26 protein-coding genes are annotated in these 24,925 nt (G+C 59.4%); 10 read left to right on the forward strand and 16 right to left on the reverse strand.

The window, feature by feature from the left end; genetic code table 11:
• Positions 1-26: 26 nt before the first annotated feature.
• Together HDF16_RS17820 and HDF16_RS17825 are read right to left on the reverse strand one after the other, a co-directional pair.
• Entirely contained in the window at positions 27-824 is a 798-nt protein-coding gene (locus tag HDF16_RS17820; RefSeq protein ID WP_246409269.1) for a hypothetical protein, read from the reverse strand.
• An 18-nt stretch (positions 825-842) separates the two neighbouring features.
• Positions 843-1,280 carry an NIPSNAP family protein gene (locus HDF16_RS17825; protein WP_184219590.1) on the reverse strand — a complete coding sequence of 146 codons (438 nt, stop codon included), beginning with the start codon at positions 1,278-1,280 and terminating at the stop codon, positions 843-845.
• 69 nt (positions 1,281-1,349) lie between these two features.
• On the opposite strand from HDF16_RS17825, the gene HDF16_RS17830 reads away from it, so the two are divergent.
• Positions 1,350-2,495, forward strand: coding sequence for a hypothetical protein (locus HDF16_RS17830; protein WP_184219593.1), 1,146 nt, complete (start codon positions 1,350-1,352; stop codon positions 2,493-2,495).
• A gap of 4 nt (positions 2,496-2,499) precedes the next feature.
• Here the strand turns inward: HDF16_RS17830 and HDF16_RS17835 are convergent, their stop codons facing one another.
• A complete protein-coding gene (locus HDF16_RS17835) occupies positions 2,500-3,000 on the reverse strand; it encodes a GNAT family N-acetyltransferase (protein ID WP_348641350.1) in 501 nt (166 codons plus the stop codon).
• 149 nt (positions 3,001-3,149) lie between these two features.
• On the opposite strand from HDF16_RS17835, the gene HDF16_RS17840 reads away from it, so the two are divergent.
• The 4 genes from HDF16_RS17840 (at position 3,150) to HDF16_RS17855 (ending at position 7,070) form a co-directional block, all read left to right on the forward strand.
• Positions 3,150-4,067 (forward strand): phosphoribosylaminoimidazolesuccinocarboxamide synthase, encoded by a 918-nt coding sequence (locus HDF16_RS17840; RefSeq protein WP_184219598.1) that lies wholly within the window; start codon positions 3,150-3,152, stop codon positions 4,065-4,067.
• Between the two features lie 77 nt (positions 4,068-4,144).
• On the forward strand, positions 4,145-4,678 hold the full coding sequence (locus tag HDF16_RS17845; protein WP_184219603.1) for a CvpA family protein: 534 nt from the start codon (positions 4,145-4,147) through the stop codon (positions 4,676-4,678).
• Positions 4,679-4,774: 96 nt separating this feature from the next.
• The gene (locus HDF16_RS17850) at positions 4,775-5,065 is read left to right on the forward strand and encodes a helix-turn-helix domain-containing protein (protein ID WP_184219606.1); all 291 of its coding nucleotides are present in this window, start codon (positions 4,775-4,777) and stop codon (positions 5,063-5,065) included.
• A gap of 28 nt (positions 5,066-5,093) precedes the next feature.
• Complete coding sequence (locus HDF16_RS17855; protein WP_184219609.1) at positions 5,094-7,070, forward strand: hypothetical protein; 1,977 nt, start codon at positions 5,094-5,096, stop codon at positions 7,068-7,070.
• A gap of 8 nt (positions 7,071-7,078) precedes the next feature.
• On the opposite strand, the gene HDF16_RS17860 is transcribed toward HDF16_RS17855, so the two are convergent.
• From HDF16_RS17860 to HDF16_RS17920, 13 genes are all read right to left on the reverse strand, one after another.
• The gene (locus HDF16_RS17860; protein WP_184219613.1) at positions 7,079-8,509 is read right to left on the reverse strand and encodes an MFS transporter; all 1,431 of its coding nucleotides are present in this window, start codon (positions 8,507-8,509) and stop codon (positions 7,079-7,081) included.
• Positions 8,510-8,535: 26 nt separating this feature from the next.
• Positions 8,536-9,045, reverse strand: coding sequence for a hypothetical protein (locus tag HDF16_RS17865; protein ID WP_221312873.1), 510 nt, complete (start codon positions 9,043-9,045; stop codon positions 8,536-8,538).
• A gap of 41 nt (positions 9,046-9,086) precedes the next feature.
• Positions 9,087-10,112, reverse strand: coding sequence for a ketol-acid reductoisomerase (gene ilvC / locus HDF16_RS17870; RefSeq protein WP_184219618.1), 1,026 nt, complete (start codon positions 10,110-10,112; stop codon positions 9,087-9,089).
• 186 nt (positions 10,113-10,298) lie between these two features.
• Complete coding sequence (ilvN, locus tag HDF16_RS17875; RefSeq protein ID WP_184219621.1) at positions 10,299-10,916, reverse strand: acetolactate synthase small subunit; 618 nt, start codon at positions 10,914-10,916, stop codon at positions 10,299-10,301.
• Between the two features lie 67 nt (positions 10,917-10,983).
• Positions 10,984-11,523, reverse strand: a complete 540-nt coding sequence (locus tag HDF16_RS17880; protein ID WP_184219623.1) for a hypothetical protein — start codon at positions 11,521-11,523, stop codon at positions 10,984-10,986.
• Positions 11,524-11,532: 9 nt separating this feature from the next.
• A complete protein-coding gene (ilvB, locus tag HDF16_RS17885; protein WP_184219626.1) occupies positions 11,533-13,335 on the reverse strand; it encodes a biosynthetic-type acetolactate synthase large subunit in 1,803 nt (600 codons plus the stop codon).
• 12 nt (positions 13,336-13,347) lie between these two features.
• The gene (locus HDF16_RS17890; protein ID WP_184219629.1) at positions 13,348-13,797 is read right to left on the reverse strand and encodes a hypothetical protein; all 450 of its coding nucleotides are present in this window, start codon (positions 13,795-13,797) and stop codon (positions 13,348-13,350) included.
• 2 nt (positions 13,798-13,799) lie between these two features.
• Positions 13,800-15,497: a dihydroxy-acid dehydratase gene (gene ilvD / locus HDF16_RS17895; RefSeq protein WP_184219632.1), complete on the reverse strand. Its 1,698-nt coding sequence runs from the start codon at positions 15,495-15,497 to the stop codon at positions 13,800-13,802.
• 68 nt (positions 15,498-15,565) lie between these two features.
• Positions 15,566-16,195, reverse strand: coding sequence for a 3-isopropylmalate dehydratase small subunit (leuD, locus tag HDF16_RS17900; protein ID WP_184219635.1), 630 nt, complete (start codon positions 16,193-16,195; stop codon positions 15,566-15,568).
• Positions 16,195-17,622, reverse strand: a complete 1,428-nt coding sequence (gene leuC, locus HDF16_RS17905; RefSeq protein ID WP_184219638.1) for a 3-isopropylmalate dehydratase large subunit — start codon at positions 17,620-17,622, stop codon at positions 16,195-16,197. The genes leuD and leuC overlap by 1 nt, the downstream gene beginning before the upstream one ends.
• Positions 17,619-18,362: a hypothetical protein gene (locus HDF16_RS17910; RefSeq protein WP_184219642.1), complete on the reverse strand. Its 744-nt coding sequence runs from the start codon at positions 18,360-18,362 to the stop codon at positions 17,619-17,621. Before HDF16_RS17910 ends, leuC begins: the two co-directional genes overlap by 4 nt.
• The gene (leuB, locus tag HDF16_RS17915) at positions 18,352-19,461 is read right to left on the reverse strand and encodes a 3-isopropylmalate dehydrogenase (RefSeq protein ID WP_184219645.1); all 1,110 of its coding nucleotides are present in this window, start codon (positions 19,459-19,461) and stop codon (positions 18,352-18,354) included. The genes HDF16_RS17910 and leuB overlap by 11 nt, the downstream gene beginning before the upstream one ends.
• Before the next feature lie 19 nt (positions 19,462-19,480).
• Positions 19,481-20,656 carry a 2-isopropylmalate synthase gene (locus tag HDF16_RS17920; RefSeq protein WP_184219649.1) on the reverse strand — a complete coding sequence of 392 codons (1,176 nt, stop codon included), beginning with the start codon at positions 20,654-20,656 and terminating at the stop codon, positions 19,481-19,483.
• A 141-nt stretch (positions 20,657-20,797) separates the two neighbouring features.
• Between HDF16_RS17920 and HDF16_RS17925 the strand changes: the two genes are divergently transcribed.
• The 5 genes from HDF16_RS17925 (at position 20,798) to ftsY (ending at position 24,895) form a co-directional block, all read left to right on the forward strand.
• Positions 20,798-21,718 (forward strand): LysR family transcriptional regulator, encoded by a 921-nt coding sequence (locus HDF16_RS17925; RefSeq protein WP_184219651.1) that lies wholly within the window; start codon positions 20,798-20,800, stop codon positions 21,716-21,718.
• A gap of 114 nt (positions 21,719-21,832) precedes the next feature.
• Positions 21,833-22,312, forward strand: a complete 480-nt coding sequence (locus tag HDF16_RS17930) for a Spy/CpxP family protein refolding chaperone (RefSeq protein ID WP_184219654.1) — start codon at positions 21,833-21,835, stop codon at positions 22,310-22,312.
• Between the two features lie 250 nt (positions 22,313-22,562).
• Positions 22,563-23,162, forward strand: a complete 600-nt coding sequence (locus HDF16_RS17935; protein WP_184219657.1) for an outer membrane beta-barrel protein — start codon at positions 22,563-22,565, stop codon at positions 23,160-23,162.
• 47 nt (positions 23,163-23,209) lie between these two features.
• Entirely contained in the window at positions 23,210-23,851 is a 642-nt protein-coding gene (locus tag HDF16_RS17940; RefSeq protein ID WP_221312874.1) for a GNAT family N-acetyltransferase, read from the forward strand.
• A gap of 48 nt (positions 23,852-23,899) precedes the next feature.
• A complete protein-coding gene (gene ftsY, locus HDF16_RS17945; protein WP_184219663.1) occupies positions 23,900-24,895 on the forward strand; it encodes a signal recognition particle-docking protein FtsY in 996 nt (331 codons plus the stop codon).
• Positions 24,896-24,925: the final 30 nt, after the last annotated feature.

Below are 24,925 nucleotides of genomic sequence, written 5' to 3' on the forward strand. Positions count from 1 at the left end.
CGCAATTACTACCTTGCCCGTGAGTCCTATTCCACCTGTTTCATCACCAGTTCCCCAGCCTGTTCCACCGTCACATTTGGGGATTGAAGCTCGAACTTCGTCCGCTCATCATCCTCTTCCAGCGACACGCTCTTGAACAGCAGAGCGTTTCCGACGAGGTGAACATGCAGCGACGTAAGCTGCCACAGTGAAGGCCCGGTCTGCGACTGCTCCAGCGCGAACGAGCTTCCCTCCTTCAACCTTCCCAGCAGGCCGCCGCCGAAGGTTATCTCGTGGGTCAGATGCCCGCTCATGCTGCGGACGCGCAACTGCTGGTTGTCGACGACAACGTCGCCCACCATGCCGCCGAAGACCTTCGCCTCGCGGGTTGGAGGGTGGAACTTCGGATCGGGCTCGAAGTGCAGCGTGGTGTTAACCGCGTCGGATGACGTCTGCGTCCAGATAAACGCCACCGGCAGCAGTTTCAGGAAGTCATCGATCTGCTTCGCGTCGTGGGCGTCTTCCTCAACCGACTTCTTCTGGGCGTGCGCGTCGTGCAAAAATTCCTGCACAACATCGCGCTGCCTCGCATCCGGAATTCGCTGCCCGTTGCGCTGGCAGACGCGGTGTACGTCGCCGTGCTGGGTCGCGGCCACCCACTGCACGACGCCGTCCTTCGGCTTCTTTACTTCTTCGTGATACATCCAGTTCGAATGATCGTTCTGGTTGGCCGCGCGTTCGGAGTTCACCGCCCGCTGAATCAGCGACTGCGGACTCTCGGCACTCGCCGCTGTTGTAGTCAGCAAAATCCCCACCGCGAAGACTACCACTCCCCGCAATCCCATCCCGCCCCCTTATGCTCGCTACACCTTCGGCGAAAAGTCTGTCATGGTCATGAAAGTAGAGTCGACCTTCTCGACGATTTTTCCGCTGGCCTCGCTGTCCGTCTTCACCTTAATCCAGTCGGGATCGTCCTGGAACGCCTTCCAGTTCTTGGTCGCCTCCTCGCGGCTTGGATGCTTCAGCACGTAGATGAGCGTCTTGTCCTTCAGGGGATCATCGGTGGGCGTCCAATAGGCAACGCTGACGATGCCGTGTTTCGTGAAGAGGCTTACCGTGTGGTCGCGGAACCGCGCCAGCAGCGCAGGCAATCGGCCTTCCACCGTGTGATAGATCCGCAACTCGAAGACGGTTGCGCCGTCCTTTGATCCGTCCTGCGCCTCCGCCGAGAGACCGCCCATGGCAAACATCATCGCTCCCGCTCCCATCGCCTTCAGCATCGTGCGTCTTTGTTCTTGCATACCGCGAATTGTAGCGCGAGACTGTGAGTGACGATCAAGTCTATTTACCGCATGCACAGGGAGCCTTCCATGAAGCTGTACCGCGCAGGGATGTACGTGCTTCCCGCACTCTGCCTGGCTGGCCTGAGCCTGTGGCGAACTGCGCCGGTTCATGGATTTGCCGGCCCTTCCAATCCGGGTGCGGGAACATGGGACAAGGCAGCGGCGGCAAAATATCTGGATGATCGCGAGGTATGGTGGCAGGGCTGGCCTCGGGCGCAAAAAGATCATGGCACTGTCTGCATCTCCTGCCACACCAATGTGCCCTATGCGATGGCGCGTCCGGCGTTACGAGCCGCGCTACACGAAACCTCGGCTGCAGCGCCGGAGACGGTCATGATCGCCAGTGTCGAAAAGCGCGTCGGCCAGTGGGGCGAGGTAGTTCCCTTCTACTCGGACGCGCATGACGGCGCTGGCAAGACGGCCGAGTCGCACTCAACCGAAGCTGTGATGAACGCAGTCATTTTGCTCAGCTACGACGCCAACCTGGGGCGGGTGCGGCCCATAACGCGCACCGCGTTGGATGAGGCATGGGCGCTGCAGTTGCAGGCGGGAGACGATGAAGGCGGGTGGATCTGGCAGAATTTTCATCTCTCCCCTTGGGAGTCGAACGAGTCGAGCTACCAGGGTGCGGCGATGTTGATGCTGGAACTGGCGTCTACCTCGCCGGCCGCACTCACTTCGCCGGAAGACGCGCGACATTTGGGGCTTTTGAAATCCTACCTGCGAAAGCACTATGCCGAACAGCCGCTGCTGAACCAGTTATACGTTTATTGGGCATCGGCGAAGGCTTCGGAGTTACTGGACGCTGCACAGCACGGGGATCTTCTCGCCCGGGTGCGCAAGCTGCAGCAGAGCGATGGAGGATGGAAGATCGCCTCGCTGGACTCGATCGATCGCATTGACAAGACGGCGCAGCCCGCGGAGAGTGACGGCTACGCTACCGCGCTGGTCGCTCTCGCGCTAGAGGCCAACGTGTCCGATCGCAAGGACGCATCGCTGCGAGGCGCGCTCACGTGGCTCGAAGACCACCAGGGCAAAGATGGCCGCTGGCAGGCCGCTTCGTTGAACAAGCAGCGCGATCCGGAGAGCAATATCGGCAAGTTCATGAGCGACACCGCGACGGCTTATGCCGCGCTTGCGCTGGAGCAATCGGCCGCGAAGCCCGCCCTTTAGAGCTTTAATGAAGAAACAGGATCATGTGCTCCTCGTCGACATACTCATCGCCGGCACGGAGCGCTCTCGGCTCTAATCCGAAGGGCACAAATCCCAGGCCAAGATAGACCTTGCGCGCGCCGGTGTTGAAGACACCTACAGCCAACATCAGCTGCTCGATGCTGGGGTCTGTCTTCACCTCGTCGATCAACGCGCCGATAATCGCCTTGGCAGCTCCACGCCCGCGATGCGAGGCTGCGACGTACACTCCGCGAACATGTCCTTTATGACGTTCTTTGCTTCCGTGCTCGCGTTCGAATCGGGCGAATCCGATCATGGCTTCGCCATCGAAGGCACCCATTACGAAGGTGTCCTGCCCAAAGAGGAACGCGACGATCTCATCGATCGTGACCTGCCGGTGCTCCTCGGGCGTCGGGCCAAATGATCGCGGTTCGCGTTCTATCGCCTCCAACCGCAGCGCCCAATACGCGGCGGCGTCCTCTTTCAGCAACTTCCTATACTCCAACTCTTACCCTCGCTTTGGCTGATTTCGAACAGCAGATTCCCATCGGGAATGACAAACAAAAAGGACGAGCAAAGAAGACAAGAACGGGATTGGCCCTTTATCGAGATGATCGCACGGCACCCGGCGTTCTGCGAGATACTGGAAGTCCCATGAATTCGCATACGTCTTCTGCTCTGCTCACTACCTCTCTCGGCGATATCCCGCTCACCGCTCGCGGCAAGGTCCGCGATCTCTACGCCATGGGCGAAGAGCTTTTGTTCATCGCCACCGACCGTATTTCAGCCTTCGATCACGTGCTCGGCTCCGGCATCCCGGAGAAGGGAAAGATCCTCACCCAGCTCTCGCACTTCTGGTTCGATTTCGTTGCAGATACCGTCCCGAACCACCTGCTTGCGTCGCCGTCGGCGGAATTGCTCGCGAAGATCGCGCCCTACGAGTCGCAGATCGAAGGCCGATCCATGCTCGTCCGCCGGGCGGAGATGTTCCCTGTCGAGTGCGTGGTTCGCGGCTACATCTCCGGCTCTGGCTGGAAGGACTACCTCGCCACTGGCTCCGTCTGCGGCATCGAGCTGCCTAAAGGCCTGCGCGAGTCCGACAAGCTTCCCTGCCCCATCTTCACGCCAGCCGCGAAGATCAACACTGGCGGCCATGATGAGAACATCTCCTACGGCGTGATGGTCGACACCATCGGCGAGCATTATGCGGCGGAGCTGCGCCGGCTCACGTTTGCCATCTACGAGAAGGCGTCGGCTCATGCCGCGACGGAGGGCCTGATCCTCGCCGACACCAAGTTCGAGTTCGGACTTGTGGACGGGAAGATTGTGCTCGCCGACGAGGTCCTTACCCCGGACTCTTCGCGCTACTGGCCTGCGGAGAGCTACTCACCCGGCGGTGCGCAGCCCAGCTTCGACAAGCAGTACGTCCGCGACTATCTCGAATCCATCCACTGGAACAAGCAGGCACCCGCGCCATCGCTGCCGGATGAGGTCATCTCGAAGACGCGCGAGAAATATCTCGAAGCCTTCCGGCTTATCACCGGGCGGTCCGGTCTCGAAATGGTGAGATAGACATTACCCGCGAAGGTACCTTCACGCCATCTGGTGATCGTGGTTCGCTTACGGGCGAGAGAATATGAGGAAGGTCCATGAACGTGCCTGATATTCGATCCTTCAACCTATTCGACTGGTTTCTTGTCGCGGTCGTCGCCTATTCGACAATTGCGGCGATCATGCGCGGCTTCTTCCGAGAGGTCTTTTCGCTGGTGGGGCTTATAGCCGGCATCCTGCTGGCCAGCTGGAACTACTCGCTCTTCAGCGCCTACCTGACGCGGCTGCTGCCTTGGACGGTCGCCCAGATCGTGGCGTTTCTGCTGATCGTAGTAGTCACGATGGTCCTGTGCGGGCTCGCGGGGACGCTGCTGCAGAAGACCGCCAAGACAGTCGGGCTGGGCTTCATCGACCGCCTGCTCGGCGGCGTCTTTGGATTGGTGCGCGGCTGCCTGATGGGCGTTGCGCTATTGATGGTGGGCGCCGCTTTTCTGCCTCAATCGTTCTACCTGAGAAATTCTGCTCTCTCCGGGTATTTCCTTCAGGGGGCGCATGCGGTATCCTTCGTGGTGCCAACCAACCTTCAGCAACATATCCGCGAGGGCATCCAGCAACTCCATCACAAGAGTTGAAGCACAGGACCTTCGATTGGATCAAGCGGTCGATGTAGAGGCACAATGTAAAAGCTGGTCCCGCATAAAAAGGCGGGGCCACGGTGAGGGAAGCCTTTGAAACGCGAGCTCGATATACTGGTTACCCAGATGCACGCCAACGGTGTGGATTACACCGAAGCTGTGCGCCAATTCAAAAAGCGCTACATCCTCGAAGTGCTCGCGCACCACAAAGGCAACCAGTGTAAGGCAGCCGAAGAGCTTGGCATGCACCGCAACACGTTGAGCCGGACCCTCGCCGAGCTCGACATGGACACCGCGAAGATCCGCAGCGGCATGCGTCGTCCGCCCAGTAGTGACAGAATGGGCGACCGCGCCAGAATTACGAGCATCGCCAGCGCCCGATAGTCGCCTCATCCGTCTAAACTGAAGTCGGATGAGACTTCCAGCCCTCCACGCTATCTACGATGACACCAGAAAGCGGCCTTGTCGGCGCTTTGTCTTCGCTGGACTCGTGCTGGGTGCCTGTTTCTGCTCGCACTGCGCGTCTTTGATAGCCCAGACCTCCGGGACAGCGTCCGATCCTGGGATCACTACCTCCGTCACTGGTGCCGTCTCCCAGCAACGCAACCCCAAGAACAACACCCACGCGAAGGAAAATAGCAGGGCCGAGCAAGCCTTCATCGACGGCGCACGTCTGCTGGAACGCAACGACCGCGAGGCTGCCGAGCGCCAGTTCCAGATTGCGGCCAACCTTGCCCCTGATAACCGGGACTACGCGCTGGCGGTGACGTCGGTTCGCGAGGGCCGGGTCGTCGAACTTGTGCATCAGGCTGGCAAGGCCCGCATCGACGGCCATGTGATACAGGCCGAAGCTCTTCTGACGCAGGCGCGCAAGATCGATCCTGACAATCCACTGTTGGCGCAGCATCCGAATCCGAACGAACCGGTGAAAAGTTCCAGGGTGGACTCATGGATCATCGATGGACCGCGGCTGGCCGGCCCTGTCGAACTGAAGCCCGCGGCTGGTTTGAAGAGCTTTCACATCCACGCCGCCCTGCCCGAAGCCCTGCGTCAGTTGGGCGCAGCCTACGGCCTGAAGGTCATAACGGATAGCACCGTCCCGCAGCAGCAGGTCAAGTTCGACCTTGAAGACGTTACTTTCGCACAGGCCGTTCGCGTCCTGAGCCAGATGGGAACCATCTTCACAGTTCCGCTGACTCCGGATAGCTTCTTCGTTGCTATCGACAACCAGGAGAGCCGCACGAAATACCAGCACCAGGTGCAGGAGACCATCTACGCCGCGGGAATGACCAATGAGCAACTGGCGGAGCTAGGCAACATGATCCGAAGCGTCTTCGAGGTGAAGCAGGTTACGGTTCAGAACAGCTTCGGGACTCTCGTCGTCCGGGCCCCGGCCGACACCCTCGACGCGCTGAACCTGACCTTGCGCGATCTGCTCGAAGGAAACAGCGAGGTCATGATTGACCTGAAGCTCTACAGCGTCGATAAGACTACGACCCGGAACATTGGGGCCACGCTCCCCTCACAGGCGGGGGCCTTCAGTCTTGCCGGCGAGGCCCAGAGCCTGGTTGCCGCAAATCAGACGCTCATCAATCAGGCCATCGCGCAGGGCCTCGTTCCCGCAGGTACCAGCGACATCCTGGTGGTGCTGGCGCTTATCAAGGCGGGCCTCATCACCAGTCCTCTGATCTCCGGACTGCTTGCCACGGTCGGCGGAGGTATCACGACAGCGGGGATCTACTCCACGACGACCTCGGGACTGAATCTTGCTCTGAACTCGAGCGACACGCGTGCACTCGATGAGATTCAACTGCGGGTCGGGGACCGCCAGAGCGCGACCTTCCGTGCCGGCTCGAAGTATCCCATCACGCAGTCCACTTACTCGACTACTGCCGCATCTACCTCGGCGCTTGGGGGCGCCACCGTGAATGGCGTCAGTGTGGCTAGCCTTCTAAACGCCGCGACGACTGCCACCACCCCACAGATTCAGTACGAAGATTTGGGCCTGACGCTGAAGGCGACCCCGACAATCCAGAAAGCGGGTCTAATCAGCCTTCACCTGGACTTCAAGATCGAATCGCTCGCCGGCGGCTCGGTAGATAACATTCCCGTCCTTACCAATACGTCATTCACCTCGGACGTGACCGTCGCCGACGGCGCGACCGCATTCCTGGTCAGCAATATGTCGCAGAGCCAGTCAGCCGCGGTAACCGGAATTCCCGGGCTGAGCGATCTTCCCGGATTCCAGAGCACCCCCGATCTCTTGCGTACGGTCGACGCCGGTGAGTTGTTAATGGTGCTGACACCGCACCTTGTCCGCAAGCGCTCCAACGATACGGCGGGTCCGCTGATTCCGATCACGGTGCCGGCTTCTTCTACCTCTGAATAGCTGATGTGCTAGACCAGATCGGCCTCAACCTCTGTGTGGATCACCACGTGCCCGCTCGTAGCGGATCCCGCATCCGCGGTGAGGCCGAGGCTGTCGAATACCGGGGCCAGCGTAAGCAAAGACATACACAGGATAGCGACGTGGAAGTCGTTGAGGTGCGGCGCCGCAGCCTCATGACCGTGGGCGTGCGCTGCCAGTCGAAGCGTGACTGCCCCGACGGCCACGCCTACGCCCATCGATAGCTGCATCACCGCCGATAGGAAACCGTTCGCCTGGCCCATTCGCTCTGACGGAATTTCGGTGTAAGCCAGGGTGGTCATGCAGGTGAACTCGAGCGACCTGGAAGCACCGTGGAAGTACAGGATGGCAATGATCAACAGCGGCGGCGTGCCCGGAGAGATGACCGCGCAAAGGGCCACTGACGCTGCCGTAATCACACCATTCACGATCAATATTCGCCGGAAGCCGAAGCGCCGCAGCACCTGTATGACAAACCCCTTCATGCTGAGGTCGCCTGCGAAGAGCGCCAGCAGATACAGCCCAGACTGAAAGGCAGTCATGCCAAAGCTGATTTGGAACATCAACGGAAGCAGGAATGGAAGCACCGCGACAGCAACCCGGAAGCCGCTTGCCCCATAGATGGAAAGTGCATACGACTTCAGCTTCATCGATTCGAGATCGATGAAGGGGTAACTTGAACGCTGTGCCGCAAAGACTGCCAGTACCCCGCTTATCACGCTCAGGGCGAGAATCAACAGTGCAGAGGAAGTAGCCATCGCCGCGCCGCCGAGACTTTCGAGCGCATAAACGACGCCAGTTGAAGCCACGCCGGCGAACAGAAATGTCAGCCAATCGAACGGATGGCGTTCGTCCGAGCGGAGGTTCTCCACCCATAGGAGTGTCAGCGTCAGCGCCACAGCGCCCAGCGGCAGGTTCAAGAAGAAGATCCAGTGCCAGCTGAAGTAGGTTGTGATGAATCCGCCCAGCGGGGGGCCTACAACCAGGGCCGTAAGAGCCGGCCAAGTCATATAAGCGATTGTCTCGGTAAGATCTTCCTTCGGCGTATCCCGCAGGACGATCAACCGGCCCACGGGAAACATCATCGCCCCGCCCAGCCCTTGCACAACGCGCATCAGGGTGAACTCTGTCAGCGTGTGCGCGAGCCCGCAGAACAGCGACGCTATCGTGAAGACACCAATCGCGGCGGCAAAGACACTTCGCGAACCGAACCTGTCTGCTACCCATCCGCTGATGGGAATGAAGACAGCCAGCGCAAGCATGTACGCCGTCATCCCGATGTTCAAGTGAACAGCCCCAACATTGAAGCTCTTCGCCATCTGCGGCAACGCGGTCGCGATGATCGTCCCGTCGAGCATCTCCATGAAGAGGGCAGCGGCAACAAGCGTCGTAATGTAATACCGCGAACGGACCTTCGACATACTTCTTCTATTTTACGAGCAACGACTTACTTCTTCGTTCCCGACCATTCGAGATAAGAGCTGAACTCAGTAGCCCCGGGCGGCTCAATCTGGAACTTACCCGTCATGACGCCGCCGTCGAGGTGATAGATCAACCGGAACTTGGGTCCTGGTGCGATTGTGAGAAAAACCACTGTCTTCGCGTCGGGAAAGCTGATGTCGTAGTGCAGCACATGCCCCTCGTTGTCAGCATAAAAAGCATGGAGCGTTGCATCGCCCATGTCTCGATAGATCGTCAGCAGATCATGATGCTGGCAATCAAAGCTGGCCGAGCCTTTACACGAGTCCGCGGAACCCGTCCGCGAGATGACCGCCCCGCCAAGATCGCTCTGGAACGTGTACGTGCCCAGCGAAGTGGCTCCCGCACTTCCCTTCGCGGATGTGGCAGCACCCCACGTGCCTAGAAGAAAGTCAAAACCAGCGAACGGAGCCGGTGTTTGGGCAACTAAGCGAATCGAGACAAAGGCGAAGAGAAAGAGAAGGCGGCGCATGGCCATTTATAGCACCACGCCCCGCCAGTGGAAATCTTTCTTTTGGCCTAGGCCTTTACGACTGCCCCATCCACAACCTTGACTGGATCGAGGAACGGCATCGACTTCCGCAGTTCGGCTCCAACCGACTCGATCTGATGCGCAGCCTCGGCCTTACGAATCCGAGCGAACTCGTGCCGCCCAGTCTCGTTCTCTTCGATGAACTTCTTCGCGAACGTGCCGTCCTGGATGTCGTTCAGCAGGCCCTTCATCGCTTTCTTGACGTCAGCGGTCACGATGCGAGGCCCGGCAACGTAGTCGCCCCACTCCGCAGTGTCGGAGATCGAATGACGCATGTACTCGAGGCCGCCACGATACATCAAATCGACAATCAGTTTAAGTTCGTGCAGCACTTCGAAGTACGCAAGCTCCGGCTGATATCCAGCCTCGACCAGCGTCTCGAAACCAGCCTTGACCAGGGCGGAAGTTCCGCCGCAGAGCACAGCCTGTTCGCCGAAGAGATCGGTCTCGGTCTCTTCCGTGAACGTCGTCTCGAGCACGCCAGCGCGCGTGCATCCAATTGCCTTCGCGTAGCTCAACGCGAGTGCGAGAGCCTTGCCGCTCGCATCCTGCTCGACCGCAACCAAAGCTGGGACGCCGCCGCCCTCGGTGTAGACCTCACGCACCCGGTGCCCCGGCGACTTCGGCGCAACCAGCGACACATCAACGGTCGCAGGCGGCTCAATCGTGCGGAAGCGGATGTTGAAACCGTGCGCGAACATCAGCGTTGCGTCGGACTTCATGTTGGGTGCAATCTCTGCGTGGTAGACCTTGGCTGCAGTCTGGTCCGGCGTCAAGTTCATAATGACGTCGGCCCACTTCGAAACCTCGGCGACGGTATCGACAACCAGACCAGCCTTCTCCGCACGTGCCGCGTTCGCCGAGCCGGCCCGCAGACCAACCCGAACATCTACGCCCGAGTCCTTCAAGTTCAACGCATGGGCATGGCCCTGCGATCCGTAACCGATGATTGCAACCTTCTTCGCCTGGATAAGAGAGAGGTCCGCGTCTGCGTCGTGATATGCCTTTGCCATGTCTGTCCGTTTCTTCCTTTTCTTCAGTTAGTAAATCTCTATCAATCGCGAAAAGCACCTTCTCGCATAAATTCCGCTCGACGCAACGCCTCTACTCATGTCGAACTTGTCTTGCTTAAGGGCACGACTTCAGCCGTGCCACAAATTCATCGTTTGCCATGCGGCTTGAGCCGCTGAGGTACTTCTTTACTCCTCTTCTTCGTGCACGTCGTCAAATTCGTTTGGAAGAATCTCGGCGCTTGTCAGTTTTGCATCGTCATTAGCTCCATTGGGCCCACCAAGAGCCTTCATCACGCGGCTTGTATGCTGCCCGCGCCGCATCGCCATCCTGCCCGTCCGTGATACTTCAAGAATGTTGTAGCCACTCTCCGTAATCACCTGGATCAGGCCTTCGATCTTCGACGCCGCGCCGGTCATCTCCAGCATGATCGACTCCGGGGCGAGGTCTACGACGCGCGCGCGAAAGACGTTCGCAAGCTCGAAGATCTGCGACCGCGAGTTCTGTCCGAGCGGATGCGACGGCCCGGCCTCCACCTTGATCAGGCATAGCTCGCGAATCACCGCCTCGCTGCGACCGACTTCATCCACATTGACTGTGATCTCCAGCTTATACAGCGACGCCTTGATGCGATGCGCCGCATGCTCGGGAGCCTCGCAAACGATCGTCATTCGCGAGACATCCGCTCGTTCCGACTCACCCACTGTCAGCGACACGATATTGATATTCAGCCGCCGAAACAGCGAAGCCACCCGCGTCAAAACTCCCGGCTTGTCACTTACCAAAGCTACAAACGTATGCAGCATAGTCCCTTTCACTTCCGTCTACTGCGCCTAACCCTTTGTCATCCCTGAATGGGATCTGCTTTTCCTTCTAACTCCCCTTCACATAAACCTTCTCCGCATCCCACAACTCCGTCTCTTTATCCCCATCGCGAATCACTCCTCGATCCAGCTCCTTATTCGCATATCCGCCATAGGTATAATCCCCGGCACCGTTATAGCGATTGCCGCATGGCAACGGCCCATCGGCATACTTCTCCGCCGCACACTTAGGTCCACGATAGATATGAAACCAAACCAGCGGTGCGCGCTCATCGACCATCTTCTGGCTCACCTTCAACGCATCAAGAGTCCGAGCATGGGCTGCATCCCGCAACTCCCAGATTAAGCTCTCGATCTCCTCATCCGTCGCATCCTGCTTCGTCACTAGCGTGATGATGCTGTCGTGCGTATGAAAGACCTTGAACGACGGTGGCTTTACCGTGGGTCGCACAGTATAGACAACTGTGGGCTCCGCAGCTTTCGGCAGCGCGGTCCGGGCAACGGGCTGCGAACTTTTGCAGCCGGCGACAAGCATCGCAAGCACAGCCGAAGCACCGACGTTCGCGATAAATGGGGATCGAAGGTTCATTCGCACTCTCTACTCATCCTCCGCCGTCTCCAACAAAGGGTCCTTCGTCGGTCGTCTCACCATCTCATGCAGCGCGGCGCCTGGAGCGATCATCGGATACACTCCGTCTTCCTTCTCTACCTGGAAGTTGATCAGGAACGCTTTCCCGCTCGTCCTCGCTTTTGTAACCGTAGGAGTTACATCCTTGCGCTTGCTCACCGTCGCCCCATCGATGCCGTGTGCCGCTGCCAGCATCACGAAGTCCGGCGAAAGGATCGGGCTGGCCGAGTAGTTCTTGTCATAGAACGCCTCCTGCCACTGACGCACCATTCCCAGAAATCCGTTATTGATCACGGCAATATTAATCGCATAGCCTTCCTGCACGATCGTGGAAAGCTCCGACGCCGTCATCTGGAAGCCGCCATCGCCCGCGATCACCCAGACGTCCTTCTCCGGGCAAGCCGCCTTCGCTCCAATCGCAGCGGGCAACGCGAAGCCCATCGTGCCAAGGCCGCCTGATGTGATGAGACTTCGCGGCGCGTCGTGCTTGTAGTACTGAGCCTCCCACATCTGGTGCTGGCCTACATCGGTCACAATCACCGTCTGCGCCAGCCTTCCCGCATCGAGCGCCTCGCGCCAAATATCGTTGATCACGTGCGCCGCATACAGGTGCCCGTTGTCCGGCAGGTTAATGATGTCCCGAACCGATGCCGTCCCCTTCATCGCGTCGATCTCGCGCAGCCACTCCGTCGGAGGTTCACCATACGATTTCTCGTTGGCCCTGTCCCACGTATCCTCCGCAACCGGCGAATCGCCCAGCATCGGCAGCAGTGCATCGAGCACCTTCTTCAGGTCGCCGATGAGCGCCACGTTGACCTTCACGTTCTTGTTGACTTCCGAAGGATCGATGTCGATATGGATCTTCTTCGCATTCGGAGCGTAGAGCGCGAGGTTGCCCGTCACGCGGTCGTCAAAGCGCATGCCAAACGCCAGCAATAAATCCGACTGTTGAATCGACTCGTTGACCCACGACTCGCCATGCATTCCCATCATCCCCAGCGACAGCGGATGATACGTCGGGAACGCCCCGAGCCCGAGCAATGTGCTCGCCACTGGCACCTGCAACTTCTCCGCGAACGCGATCACCTGCTCCCGCGCGCCCGACTCCACAATCCCATGCCCCGCAAGGATCACCGGTCGCTTTGCTGCCCTGATCAACTCAATCGCATCGGTGAAGGCATTGGTCTCCGTCTTCAGCATCGGGTGCGGCCGCGCCGGAGCGGGCTCCGCAGCTTCAAAGCTGAACGCGGCCATCGCCTGCTGTGCGTCCTTCGTAATGTCGACAAGCACCGGCCCGGGGCGTCCTGACCGCGCTACCTGAAACGCTTTGCGGACAGTTGCAGCGATGTCCTCGGCGCGCGTGACGAGGAAGTTGTGTTTCGTAATCGGCAACGTGATTCCGGTGATGTCCACCTCTTGAAACGCGTCGCTGCCCAGCACCTTTGATGACACCTGCCCGGTGATGCACACGATAGGAATTGAATCGAGCATCGCCGTCGCAATGCCGGTCACAAGATTGGTCGCGCCCGGCCCGGAGGTCGCCATGCACACGCCCACCTGCCCCGAGGCACGCGCGTAACCGTCGGCCATGTGCGACGCTCCCTGCTCGTGCCGCACCAACACATGGTGGATAGGAAACTTCCGCAGCGCATCGTAGATAGGAAGAATTGCTCCGCCGGGATAGCCGAAGACCGTGGTAATTCCTTCGCCGACAAGCGTGGCCCAGAGGATTTCGGCTCCGGTTAGTTGCGGATATTGATTTTGTTCAGCCATGTTTCTGTCCTCCTAGAAGAGCAGATGTCTTTTATGAAATATCAATGGGTCTGAATCTGATTGCAGCGTCAGCGTGAGATAGCCAAATAGGTTGTCAAACATACCAAATGCGTAATGATCGTCTCGACCTACCGCCGCAGCAGGCGCGTTCAGAAAGCTTCCTTCGAAAACGATATGTGCATCAGCATTTCCCATAAAACGCCAAGTTCCTGAAGCATTCTTCTTCTGACCGTTAGTCAAATCTTCCTGTTCGTAAGTATGGTCGGTGCGCAGATACAGTACATCCGACCTGCTTGACCTGTCCGCGACATATGTACCTGGTATGTTGCCATCCGTAAAGTTATTGCCCTCGTAATACCAAAATGCAAAAACAATAAAGAGAGCCAGGAAAGCAGTGGCAGGCACGAGCTGCTTTCGTAGCCAACTCGATGTCCCGCCCCGAATCTGTGCGTTGCTCTTCATACCTACGTAGTGACCGCTCCCTCACTTGCACTGCTCACGCTCTTCGCATACTTCGCAAAGACTCCCCGCTTATACCTGGCCACCGGGGCTTTCCACTCCTTCAGTCGCGAAGCAATCTCTTCCGCCGACACTTCCAGCCGCAGCTCGCGCTTCGGAATATCGAAGCTGATCAAATCACCCTCGCGCACCGCGGCAATCGGGCCGCCTAGCTGCGCCTCAGGAGCGACATGGCCCGCCATCAGACCGCGTGTAGCTCCCGAGAAACGACCGTCGGTAAGAAGAGCTACAGTTTCGGATAATTCAGGGATGCCCTTAATCGCCGCCGTCACCGCCAGCATCTCGCGCATACCCGGCCCGCCCTTCGGCCCTTCATAGCGGATCACAAGTACATCTGACGGACTGATCTTGCCCGCTTCGACTGCAGCATGGCACGCATCCTCCGAATCAAACACCCGCGCCGGTCCTTGATGAAATAGCCGCTCGTGCCCGGCGACCTTGATCACGCAGCCCTCCGGCGCAAGGTTTCCCTTCAGGATCACGAGTCCTCCAGTCGCCTTCAGCGGCTTGTCGAGCGTATGGATCACCGGCTGCCCTGGCGTCTCCACCGCAAGCGCCGCCTCTTCCGAAATCGTGCGGCCAGAGACCGTCGGCTGCGAACCGTCCATCAGCCCAGCATCGATCAACCGCTTTGCCAGCACGCGAGATCCGCCCGCCTCCTGGTAGTCCGTCGCCGCGTACTTGCCGCCCGGCGAAAGGTCGCAGATGAACGGCGTCTTCTCGCTGATGCGGTCGAAGTCGTCCATGCTGAGCGGAATGCCAAGCTCACTTGCAATCGCGATCAGGTGCAGGACGGCATTGGTCGAGCCGCCACTCGCGCAGACCGCAACGATCGCATTGTCGATGGCCTTGCGAGTAAGGATCTTGCTCGGCCGAACATCATGCCTACAGAGGTCCATGATCATGCGGCCAGCCTCGCGACTCGCGCTTGCCTTCTCTGCCGACATCGCGGGAACGCCCGTCAGGTTGAATGGCGAGATGCCGAGAAACTCGCCCGCCATCGCCATCGTGTTCGCCGTGAACTGGCCGCCGCAGGCTCCCGGCCCAGGGCAGGCCGCAGCTTCGAGTGCCTCAAGCTGGTCGTCGTTGATCTTGCCAGCAGCGTGCGAACCCATGCCCTCGAATACGTTCAGGATGGTGATGTCCTTGTGAGTGCCATCGGGCTGGGCAAGCTTGCCCGGAGCGATCGACCCGCCATAAAGCATAATTCCCGGAATATCCAACCGCGCCATAGCCATAATTGTTCCCGGCATGTTCTTATCGCAGCCCGCGATGCAGACGATGCCGTCGAATAAATTTCCGCGCGCTACCAGCTCGATAGAATCGGCGATTACTTCGCGCGAGATCAGGCTGGCCTTCATGCCCTCGGTGCCCATGGTGATGCCGTCCGAGATGGTGACGGTGTTGAACTCCATCGGTGTTCCGCCTGCATCGCGAATCCCCTGCTTCACCGCGGCGGCTACTTCGCGCAGATGGAAGTTACAAGGGCCGATCTCGGTCCATGTATTCGCGACGCCGATGATCGGCTTATGCAGGTCTTCTTTCGAGAAACCCACGCCGCGCAGGTAACTCCGCGCCGCTGCGCGTGATGGGCCTTCGGTAAGAGGGATGCTGTACTTCTTCGGGTTTATTTCGTTGCTCAAACTGGTCTCCGTATTCCTAAGTACAAATGCGAAAAGCAGATCCTCCGCTACGCGAAGGATGACAGCTTTTAGGCGGTGCGTGGCGTCAGCCAGAACTCTGCGTCGTGCTTGGTCTCATAGGTATCCAGCTCCGCTTGGTGACGCAGCGTTAGCCCGATATCGTCTAGGCCATTCAGCAGGCAATACTTGCGGAACGGATCGATCTCGAACTTTGCTGAGAAGCCTTCGTCATCCGTAACCGTCTGGTCTTCAAGGTTGATCGTGATCGAATGGCTGGGACGCGCGGCACTGCGATGCGTCAGCAGATTGACATCGTCCTCAGAGAGTCGGACGAGAATCATACCGTTCTTTCCCGCATTCGAGAAGAAAATGTCTGCGAAGCTAGGAGCGATCACCGCGAGAAATCCAAAGTCGGTAAGCGCCCATGCCGCATGTTCGCGTGAGCTACCGCAGCCGAAGTTCTTCCCGGCAATCAGAATCTTCGCGCCAGCGTACTCTGGGTTATTCAGCACAAACGAAGCATCCGGTTCACCTACGCTCGGACCATCCTGTACTCGACGCCAGTCAAAGAACAGAAATTCGCCATAGCCCGTGCGCTCGATGCGCTTCAGAAACTGCTTCGGAATAATCTGATCGGTATCGATATTCGAGATATCGAGCGGCGCGGCAGTGGAGGTAAGAATGTTGATTGCCAGCATTAATTCGCCTCCTTAAACTTCCAGTTGCGAATATCCGTGAAATGTCCCGCAATCGCCGCAGCGGCAGCCATCGCTGGACTTACAAGGTGCGTGCGGCCACCGCGGCCTTGGCGGCCTTCGAAGTTGCGATTACTGGTCGAAGCGCAGCGCTCTCCCGGCGAAAGAATGTCAGGGTTCATGCCCAGGCACATGCTGCAGCCGGGCTCGCGCCAGTCAAAGCCCGCCTCGGTGAATACTTTGTCGAGACCTTCCTTTTCCGCCTGCGCCTTCACCGATTGCGACCCCGGGACGACCATCGCCCGCACCGTCGTCGCAACATGGTATCCCTTCACGACAGAGGCGGCGGCGCGCAGGTCTTCGATCCGCGCATTGGTGCAGGAGCCCAGAAACACAGCGTCGATGTTGATTGCCTCAATCGGCGTCCCCGGCTTCAAATCCATGTATTCAAGGGCCCGCTCGAAGTTCTTCTGGTCTGCTTCACTTGCCGCGGGATCAGGCAACGGCACGGTCGATTGCACACCCGTTACCATCCCTGGCGAGGTCCCCCAGCTAACGGTCGGCGTAATCGAAGCGGCATCGATGCGAAGCTCGCGGTCGAAGATTGCTCCTTCGTCGGTTACAAGTCCTGACCAGTGCGCGACCGCTTCGTTCCAGGCCGCATCCTTCGGCGAAAAGCGGCGGCCCATCAGATAAGCGAAGGTCGTAGCATCCGGCGCGATCATGCCTGCCCGCGCTCCCGCTTCGATGCTCATGTTGCAGACGGTCATGCGGCCTTCCATGCTCAACGCGCGAATCGCAGAACCTGCGTACTCGACGACGTATCCGGTCGCGCCCGCCGTACCGATCTCTCCGATGATGTGCAGTACGACATCCTTCGCCGTTACGCCGTAGGGCAGATCGCCTTCAACCGAGATGCGGAAGGTCTTCGGCTTATCCTGCGGCAGCGTTTGCGTGGCCATGACGTGCTCCACCTCGCTGGTACCGATGCCGAAGGCCAGCGCTCCGAATGCACCGTGCGTGCTGGTGTGTGAGTCGCCACACACAATCGTCATGCCCGGCTTGGTCAGCCCAAGCTCCGGCCCGATGATGTGCACGATTCCCTGCTCCGGCGACTGCACGTCGTACAACTCAACACCAAACTCCGCGCAGTTTTTGCGTAGCGCCTCGACTTGCTTCGAAGCGATCTGGTCAATGATATGCAACCGGTCCTGAACGCTTGACGTCGGCACATTGTGGTCGACCGTCGCGACGGTGCGGTCGGGGCGGCGCAGCTTGCGGCCGGCAAGTCGCAGACCATCAAACGCCTGCGGGCTGGTGACTTCGTGCACGAGATGCAGATCGATGTAAACGATCGACGGCTCGCCCGCGGGCGCGGCCACAACATGTTGCTGCCAGACTTTTTCGAACAGGGTACGTGGTGTGCTCATTGTGCGTCCGTTTCGGGTTTGGGCGTTGGCAGCGTGATGCCAAGCGCTGCGATGGGTAACTGGTGCGGCGTGCCGTCCGGGTCGACGAGGATAGCGTGCGTGATCTTTTCGACGATGACGGTGCCAGGCATCGGCTCTTTCGTCCATCGCGAGATGCTGCGAACCAGCGCGGCGGGAATGTGGTTGGTGGCGTCAGCCGTCAATCCAAACGCCTGGTTTGAAAATAGCCACAACGTGTATTCGGCATCCGGCTCACTTGTCGTCTTGCTGTCGCGAATCCAATCGACTCCCGCAAACGCCACTAGATTTGTGGTCTTCGGCGCAGCGTTCAGATCAACCCACAGCAGCCCGCGCGACGGGCAAAAATGAAAGACGCAGCCGGTGATCGTGAGATAGCGATCGTCATCCGCGATCACCTTGCCGGGCACGGAGAGGAAGTCCATCGCTGTATCGGCCAACGATTTGTACTTCGTGCCCTGCACCCCCCAGAACGACTGCGGTGCGGTCAGGCTCTGCTTCAGAAATGGGTAGAACCGCGCGTCCTGGATCAACTGGTTCTCCCTTCCCTCAGCCGGCGGTGGACCGTACTGCCACATCCACTCGGCGTCCGAATACTGCTTCTTGTCTTTCTTGTGCTTCGCGCCATCGATCTGTGGCGAATGAAATTGCGCCATCGCAGACCATGCCATCAGCGCGAAGAGCACTGTTGGCACAGCCAGCTTCGGCAACCTAAACCGCATGCATCGCCTGCTGCTGGTCGATCGATTGGGCCAGCGCTTCATGCACCAGCCTGCCCATCTCGTGCGTTGTGACTGGAGTCTGCCCAACGGTCTGGCCGCGTGCAATGTCGCTGGTGCGATAACCCGCGTCGAGCACCTTGACGACTGCCGTCTCGATCGCTGCAGCATCCTGTTCGAGGCCTGCGGAGTGACGGAGAATCATGGCCGCGGTGAGGATCGCACCCAGGGGATTCGCCTTACCCTGCCCTGCAATATCCGGAGCTGAGCCATGCACGGGCTCGTAAAGATTGACCGCTCCGCCAATGGTCGCCGAAGGCAACATGCCGAGCGAACCGGTGATCACGCCAGCTTCGTCCGAGAGGATGTCGCCAAAGAGATTTTCCGTCAGTACGACGTCGAAGTTTCGCGGCGTATTCATGATGTGCATCGCCATGGAATCGACTAGCTGATGCTCGAGCGTCACGTCGGGATAGTCAGCAGCGACTTCGCTTACCGCCGCGCGCCAAAGTTGCGAGACCTCAAGTACATTGGCCTTATCGACGCTCGTCACCTTTTTCCGACGCTTGCTGGCAAGCTCGAAGGCGATACGTGCAACGCGGACTACTTCAGCCTTCGTATAGCGCATCGTGTTGATGGCGACTTCCTTCTCGCGGTCCCACTCACGCGGCGCTCCGAAGTAGAGTCCGCCCAGCAACTCGCGCACGAAGAGCATGTCTACGCCTTCGGTGACCTCTGGCCGCAGTGGAGAACTCGCCGCCAGCGACTTATATGCGATCGATGGCCGAAGGTTCGCGAACCCGCCCAGCGCCTGGCGAATCTGCAGCAGACCCGCCTCGGGGCGCTTGTCCGGCGTGAGAGAGTTGAACTTGTTGTCGCCCACAGCACCCAGCAGAACAGCATCGCACTCAAGCGCCGCATCGAGCGTTGCCGTTGGCAGCGGCGTGCCTGCTTCGGTGATCGCGACGCCACCAATCAGCAGCGGCACGAAGCTGAAGTCATGCCCGCCAAACTCCGCCACGGCGCGCAAGATACTCGTCGCCTCATTCGTCACTTCCGGCCCGATGCCGTCGCCGGCAAGCACTGCAATCTTCAGCTTCATATCTCTTTCCTCGACGTTCTTAGTTGGCGGCTGTGACTTCGACGGAGGGTGCGCGCAGGAGGCCAATCAGGTCCTCGTCGTAGATCGCCTTCTTGCGGTCGGCGAGTTCGGTGAACCGCGTGTAGGCCTTCTCAAGCTCGTTCTTGGAGAGCGCGTGGCCGAGTTCGATAAAGCGATGCTCCAGCGCCTTCCGCCCGGAGTGCTTGCCCAGAACGATAGTTGTCGCCGTCACTCCGACCGAAGCCGGAGTCATGATCTCGTAGGTCAGCGGGTTTGACAGCACACCATGCTGGTGAATGCCGCTCTCGTGCGAGAAGGCATTCTTGCCGACGATCGCCTTGTTCGGCGCGACCTGGAGACCAAGGATCTCCGAGAGCAGGGCGCTGGTCGGATAAAGCTTCTTGTGGACGATGTTCGACTTGTAAGGCAGCACATCCTGGCGCACCAGCAGGGCCGCGGCCACCTCTTCCAAGGCCGCATTGCCGGCACGTTCGCCGATGCCATTTACGGCAACTTCTACCTGTCGCGCGCCGCCTTCGATGCCTGCGAGCGTGTTGGCGGTCGCGAGGCCAAGGTCGTCATGGCAATGGGTCGAGAAGATGATCTTCTCTGCGCCCGGAAGCTCGCGCAGCATACGGAAGATCGCCATGTACTCCGCGGGGGTGATGAAGCCGACCGTGTCGGGAATGTTGATCGTCGTCGCGCCCGCTTCGATCGCTACTGCGACCATCGCGGCCAGGAAGCCATGGTCGGTGCGCGTGGCGTCCATCGGCGAGAACTCCACGTCATCGACGAAGGTCCGAGCCTGGCGAACGGACTCGCCCGCAAGATCAAGAGCCTGGTTCCGCGACATCTTCATCTGGTGTTCAAGATGGATGTCTGAAGACGAAAGAAAAGTGTGGATTCGAGCGAGCTTCGCCGGTGCTACCGCGCGTGCTGCTATCTCGATATCGACGGGTTTCGCCCGGGCCAGCGCGGCGATTCGCGCTCCTTCGACCTCCGATGCAATGGTGCGCACCGACTCGAAATCTCCCGAAGACGCGATGGGAAATCCCGCCTCAATGATGTCGACGCCAAGCTCCGCAAGCTGATGGGCAAAGCGCAGTTTCTCCGCCGGGTGCATGGTGCAGCCGGGCGACTGTTCGCCATCGCGCAGGGTGGTGTCGAAGAAGACGATCTGATTCGATTCGGACATAGTTCAATGTTCCTTCAGCTCTAAAACTGTCTGGACTCGATCATAACGCAGGCTTATGATCGTCTGCACACACATCACAATTTCTAATCCAACTATTCACTCAGAACGATAACAACAGCATAGTCTCGCAGAGGCCCCCCGATGGACCTGTTCCAACTCGAAACCTTTCTCGCGGTCGCCGAGGAGCGCAGCTTCTCCCGCGCCGCCACCCGACTGCATCGCACGCAGCCGGCCGTCAGCCAGGCGATCTCCAAACTCGAAGGCGAGCTCGGCGAGATCCTCTTTGAGCGCTCGTCGCGCGATGGCACGCTGACCGACGCCGGGGGGGTCCTGCGTGAGTACGCCCTGAAGCTCCTCAACCTGCGGACGGAAGCCTCCAGCGCGCTGGCCGAGTTGCGGGAGCTCCACAGCGGCAAGCTGCTTCTCGCGGCGAATGAGTACACCTGTCTCTACCTCCTGCCTCTACTGGACGAGTTCCGCCGCCAACACCCGCGTATCAAGGTGGCCGTGCAGCGCTCGCTCGCCAGCCGCATTACTGACGAAGTTCTGATGCACTCGGTGGAGATCGGCATCCTGTCTTTCCGCCCCGACGACGTCCAGGTCAAATCCACGGTTGTCTACCGCGATGAGCTGATGCTGGTTGTCAATCCGAAGCACCCCTTCGCGCGGTCAGGCGAAGTCGCAATTCGCCAGCTCGGTACTCAGAATTTCGTCGCGCATAATATCGCATCTCCGCAACGCCAGAAGGTGATTCAGACCTTCCGCAAGTACAAGACGCCCCTCCAGATGGGCGTTGAGCTGCCCACCATGGAGGCGATCAAGCGGTTCGTTGAGATGGGCAACGGCGTAGCCCTGATCCCTGGCCTTAGCGTGCGCAAAGAGCTCGCCAGCGGCGAACTCGTCCGCATCCGGGTCAAGGAACTCCAAACCGAGCGCAAGCTTCGCCTGGTCTACCGCCGCCAGGCAAGTCTCTCGCACGCGGCGCTTGCCTTCCTACGGATTGTCGAGAAGTTTTCGGCAAGCCACGGTGATCCGTACAGCTTTCTTCCTGAGCGCGGCTAACCGGCCAAACATATTTGCGTATCGCGGAAACTTTTCCCCTCGGCCAGCGTTTGTACAGGCAGAACGACCAGCCCGGAGATGCTTCCGGATCGACGTTTCACGAGGATTACACCGATGAAGATTACGATTCCCGCAACAAAGCATATGCGCTCCGCAGCGCTCGCACTCTGTGCCTTTGCCGTAGCCTCCGCGCCGGTATGGGCACAGGCCACGCAGGACGCTCCCCCGCCTCAATCCGACGGCAGCGCACCGCCGGCGCACGGCCGCGGCGAACACATGCAGGAGCGTCATCTTGAGATGATGACCAAGCACCTCAACCTCACCCCCGACCAGGTCGCCCAGGTCAAGGCGATCGACCAGGACGGCATGACCCAGATGAAGGCGCTGCACGAGGACACGACCACCGCGGCAGCCGACAAGCATGCCAAGATGAAGGCGATCCGCGAGACGCAGACGGCCAAGATCCGCGCCATTCTTACCGACGAGCAGAAGCCGAAGTTCGACCAGATGATCGCCCGGCAACAGGAGCACATGGATCACCGTCGCGGCCCCGGTGGTGAAGGCAACGAGCCGCCTCCGCCGCCCGCAGCTTAGCCAGAACAGGTCATGCGACCCGGAGCTGGCTGCGTAGACAGGCTGGCACGATCAACTCAAACTCCACTCTCCCAAGAGACACCGCGAACAGGCGGGCTGACGGTCACCCCCGACGTTAGCCCGCTTCTTCCTTTCCGGTCACCCTCAATCGCGCGGCTACGGGTACAATTGGGTCAGCGACTTTGCCCGCAGTCTGTTTCGCGGCAAGAGCCATGCCGTGTTGCGCAAATGCTAAGGGGTTTGAAGAAGAATGAAGAAGACGATGTTGTTGTGTGCTCTGCTTATGTCGGCGTTCGCCGCCCACGCGCAGGAGAGCCGTCAGGATGTAAGCATCAGCGCCACAGGCACCTTTTCTCCCACCATTCACGGCGCCACCGGGACCTACACCAATACTGATACATCGCTCGGAGCACTAGTTAGCTACCGCTATCTGCTCACGCCCCGCAGCGGTCTTGAAGCAAACTACAGCTTCACGCAGAACACCCCGAGATACGTTGTCCCGGGAACTTCGGACAACAACGTCCATCTCCGTCAGCAGGAGTTCAGCGGTGCTTACGTCTACACCATGACCTTCAAGCGCTATAACCCCTTCGTGGAAGGCGGTGTCGGGGCGATGTTCTTCTCGCCGATCAAGGACTTCCAAACCACACAGCTAGACGTGAAACGCACCACGGTTCTCGGCGGTCTATTTGGTGCCGGTGTCGCCTATGAGCTGAGCCCAAGCTTCGACATTCGTGCCGAGTATCGCGGCTTCCTCGGGAAGACTCCGAACCTTGGCCACGAGGCCTTCACGACGAACCGCTACAGGGTGCTCTCGATGCCTACCCTCGGCATTGCTTACCACTTCTAAACCGTACTGACGGATCATCAACGGCCCCGGAGCGATCCGGGGCCGTTTTGCGTTTAGCGAAAGTCGCTTATGCTGAGTTCATGACGCCAACTCTTGAAGGTCAAAACATCCGTCTGGAGCCGCTCACGCTTGCCCACCTGCCTGCGCTTGAGAAGATCGCCCTCGACCCCGTCGCGAAACCGGTCATCTGGCGCTACATGGTCCATTGGCCGCAGAGCGCGGACGACCTTCGGGCCTGGGTGCAGGTCGCACTCGACTCTGAGGCAGAGGGAACGGCGATGCCGTGGGTAACTGTGATCAAGTCGACAGATCCCGAGGTTCCCGAGCAGGTAATCGGCAGCACACGATTCTTTACCTTGGACCGCAGCCATAAGACTGTCGAGCTGGGCCACACCTGGATCGCACCCGCCTTTCACGGCACCCGAGCCAATACTGAGGCGAAGTATCTTCAGCTTTCGTATGCGTTTGAGGAGCTTGGGCTGAACCGCGTCGGCATGAAGACCCACCATGAGAACCGCCGGTCCCAGGCAGCGATCAAAGCCATCGGCGGCGTCTACGAGGGAACCTTCCGCAATCACCTGATCATGCCGGACGGCAGCCAGCGCGACAGTTGCTGGTACAGCTTCATCAAGCAGGATTGGCCCGAGGTGAAAGACCTGCTCCGACGACGTCTCCAGGCTCCCGTCTAGCTCGCGAAGAGATAGCTCCGGCTCGCTTCCGCTAAACTGGATCGAGACATGGCCTTCTCACTCTTCGGCAAGCGCACCCCTGATCCGGAACCGGAAATACCTGCTGCGGCAGAGCCCGCAGCTGAACCCAAGCGCGGCTTCTTCGACCGGATGAAGCAGGCGGTCACCCGCACCCGCGACACCTTCACCGAATCGATCAGCTCCGTCATCGCGCTTACCCGCGAGATCGACTTCGCCTCGCTCGACAAGCTTGAGGCCGTTCTACTGGCGGCCGACATCGGTTCTGCCACGACCTTACTTGTCATCGAGAACCTGAAGCAGCGCGCCCTGCGTCAAGGCATCGAGGGCGGTGCTGAACTCCGCCGTCTCCTCAAGATCGAGCTAAAGGCCGTCCTGGACGGTGTCGCAGTCCCCGTCAAACACCCACAGATGCCGCCCGAAGTCATCATGATGGTGGGCGTCAACGGAACCGGGAAGACTACCACCTCCGGCAAGCTTGCAGCGCTCTTCAGCGCGCAGGGAAACTCCGTTCTGCTGTGCGCCGCAGACACCTTCCGTGCCGCAGCTATCGAGCAGCTCGAGGTCTGGGCGAGTCGTTCGAACGTGCCCCTCATCAAGACCAAGCAGGGCGGCGACCCTTCGGCCGCGCTCTACGACGCCTGCGCCGCCGCCAAATCCCGTGGCACCCAGGTCCTCATCGTTGACACCGCCGGCCGCCTTCACACCAAGACCGACCTGATGAAAGAGCTGGACAAGATGCGACGGACAGCGGAGAAGCTGGTCCCTGGCGCGCCTCACCAGACGCTGCTCGTCATGGACGCGACGACAGGACAGAACGGTCTGCAGCAAGCGCGCCTCTTCACCGAGGCCGCCCGGGTCACCGGTATCGTTCTCACCAAGCTCGACGGGACGGCTAAAGGCGGAATTGTGCTCGCCATTGCAACCGAACTACGGCTTCCTGTCGTCTACGCAGGCATCGGTGAGAAGATGGAAGATATTTTGCCGTTCGACAGCGACAGTTTCATTGACTCACTTCTGGAGTAATCGGGCCGACCAAAATTCAAAGATCGTATC

This window comes from Granulicella aggregans, assembly GCF_014203275.1.
Classification (GTDB): domain Bacteria; phylum Acidobacteriota; class Terriglobia; order Terriglobales; family Acidobacteriaceae; genus Edaphobacter.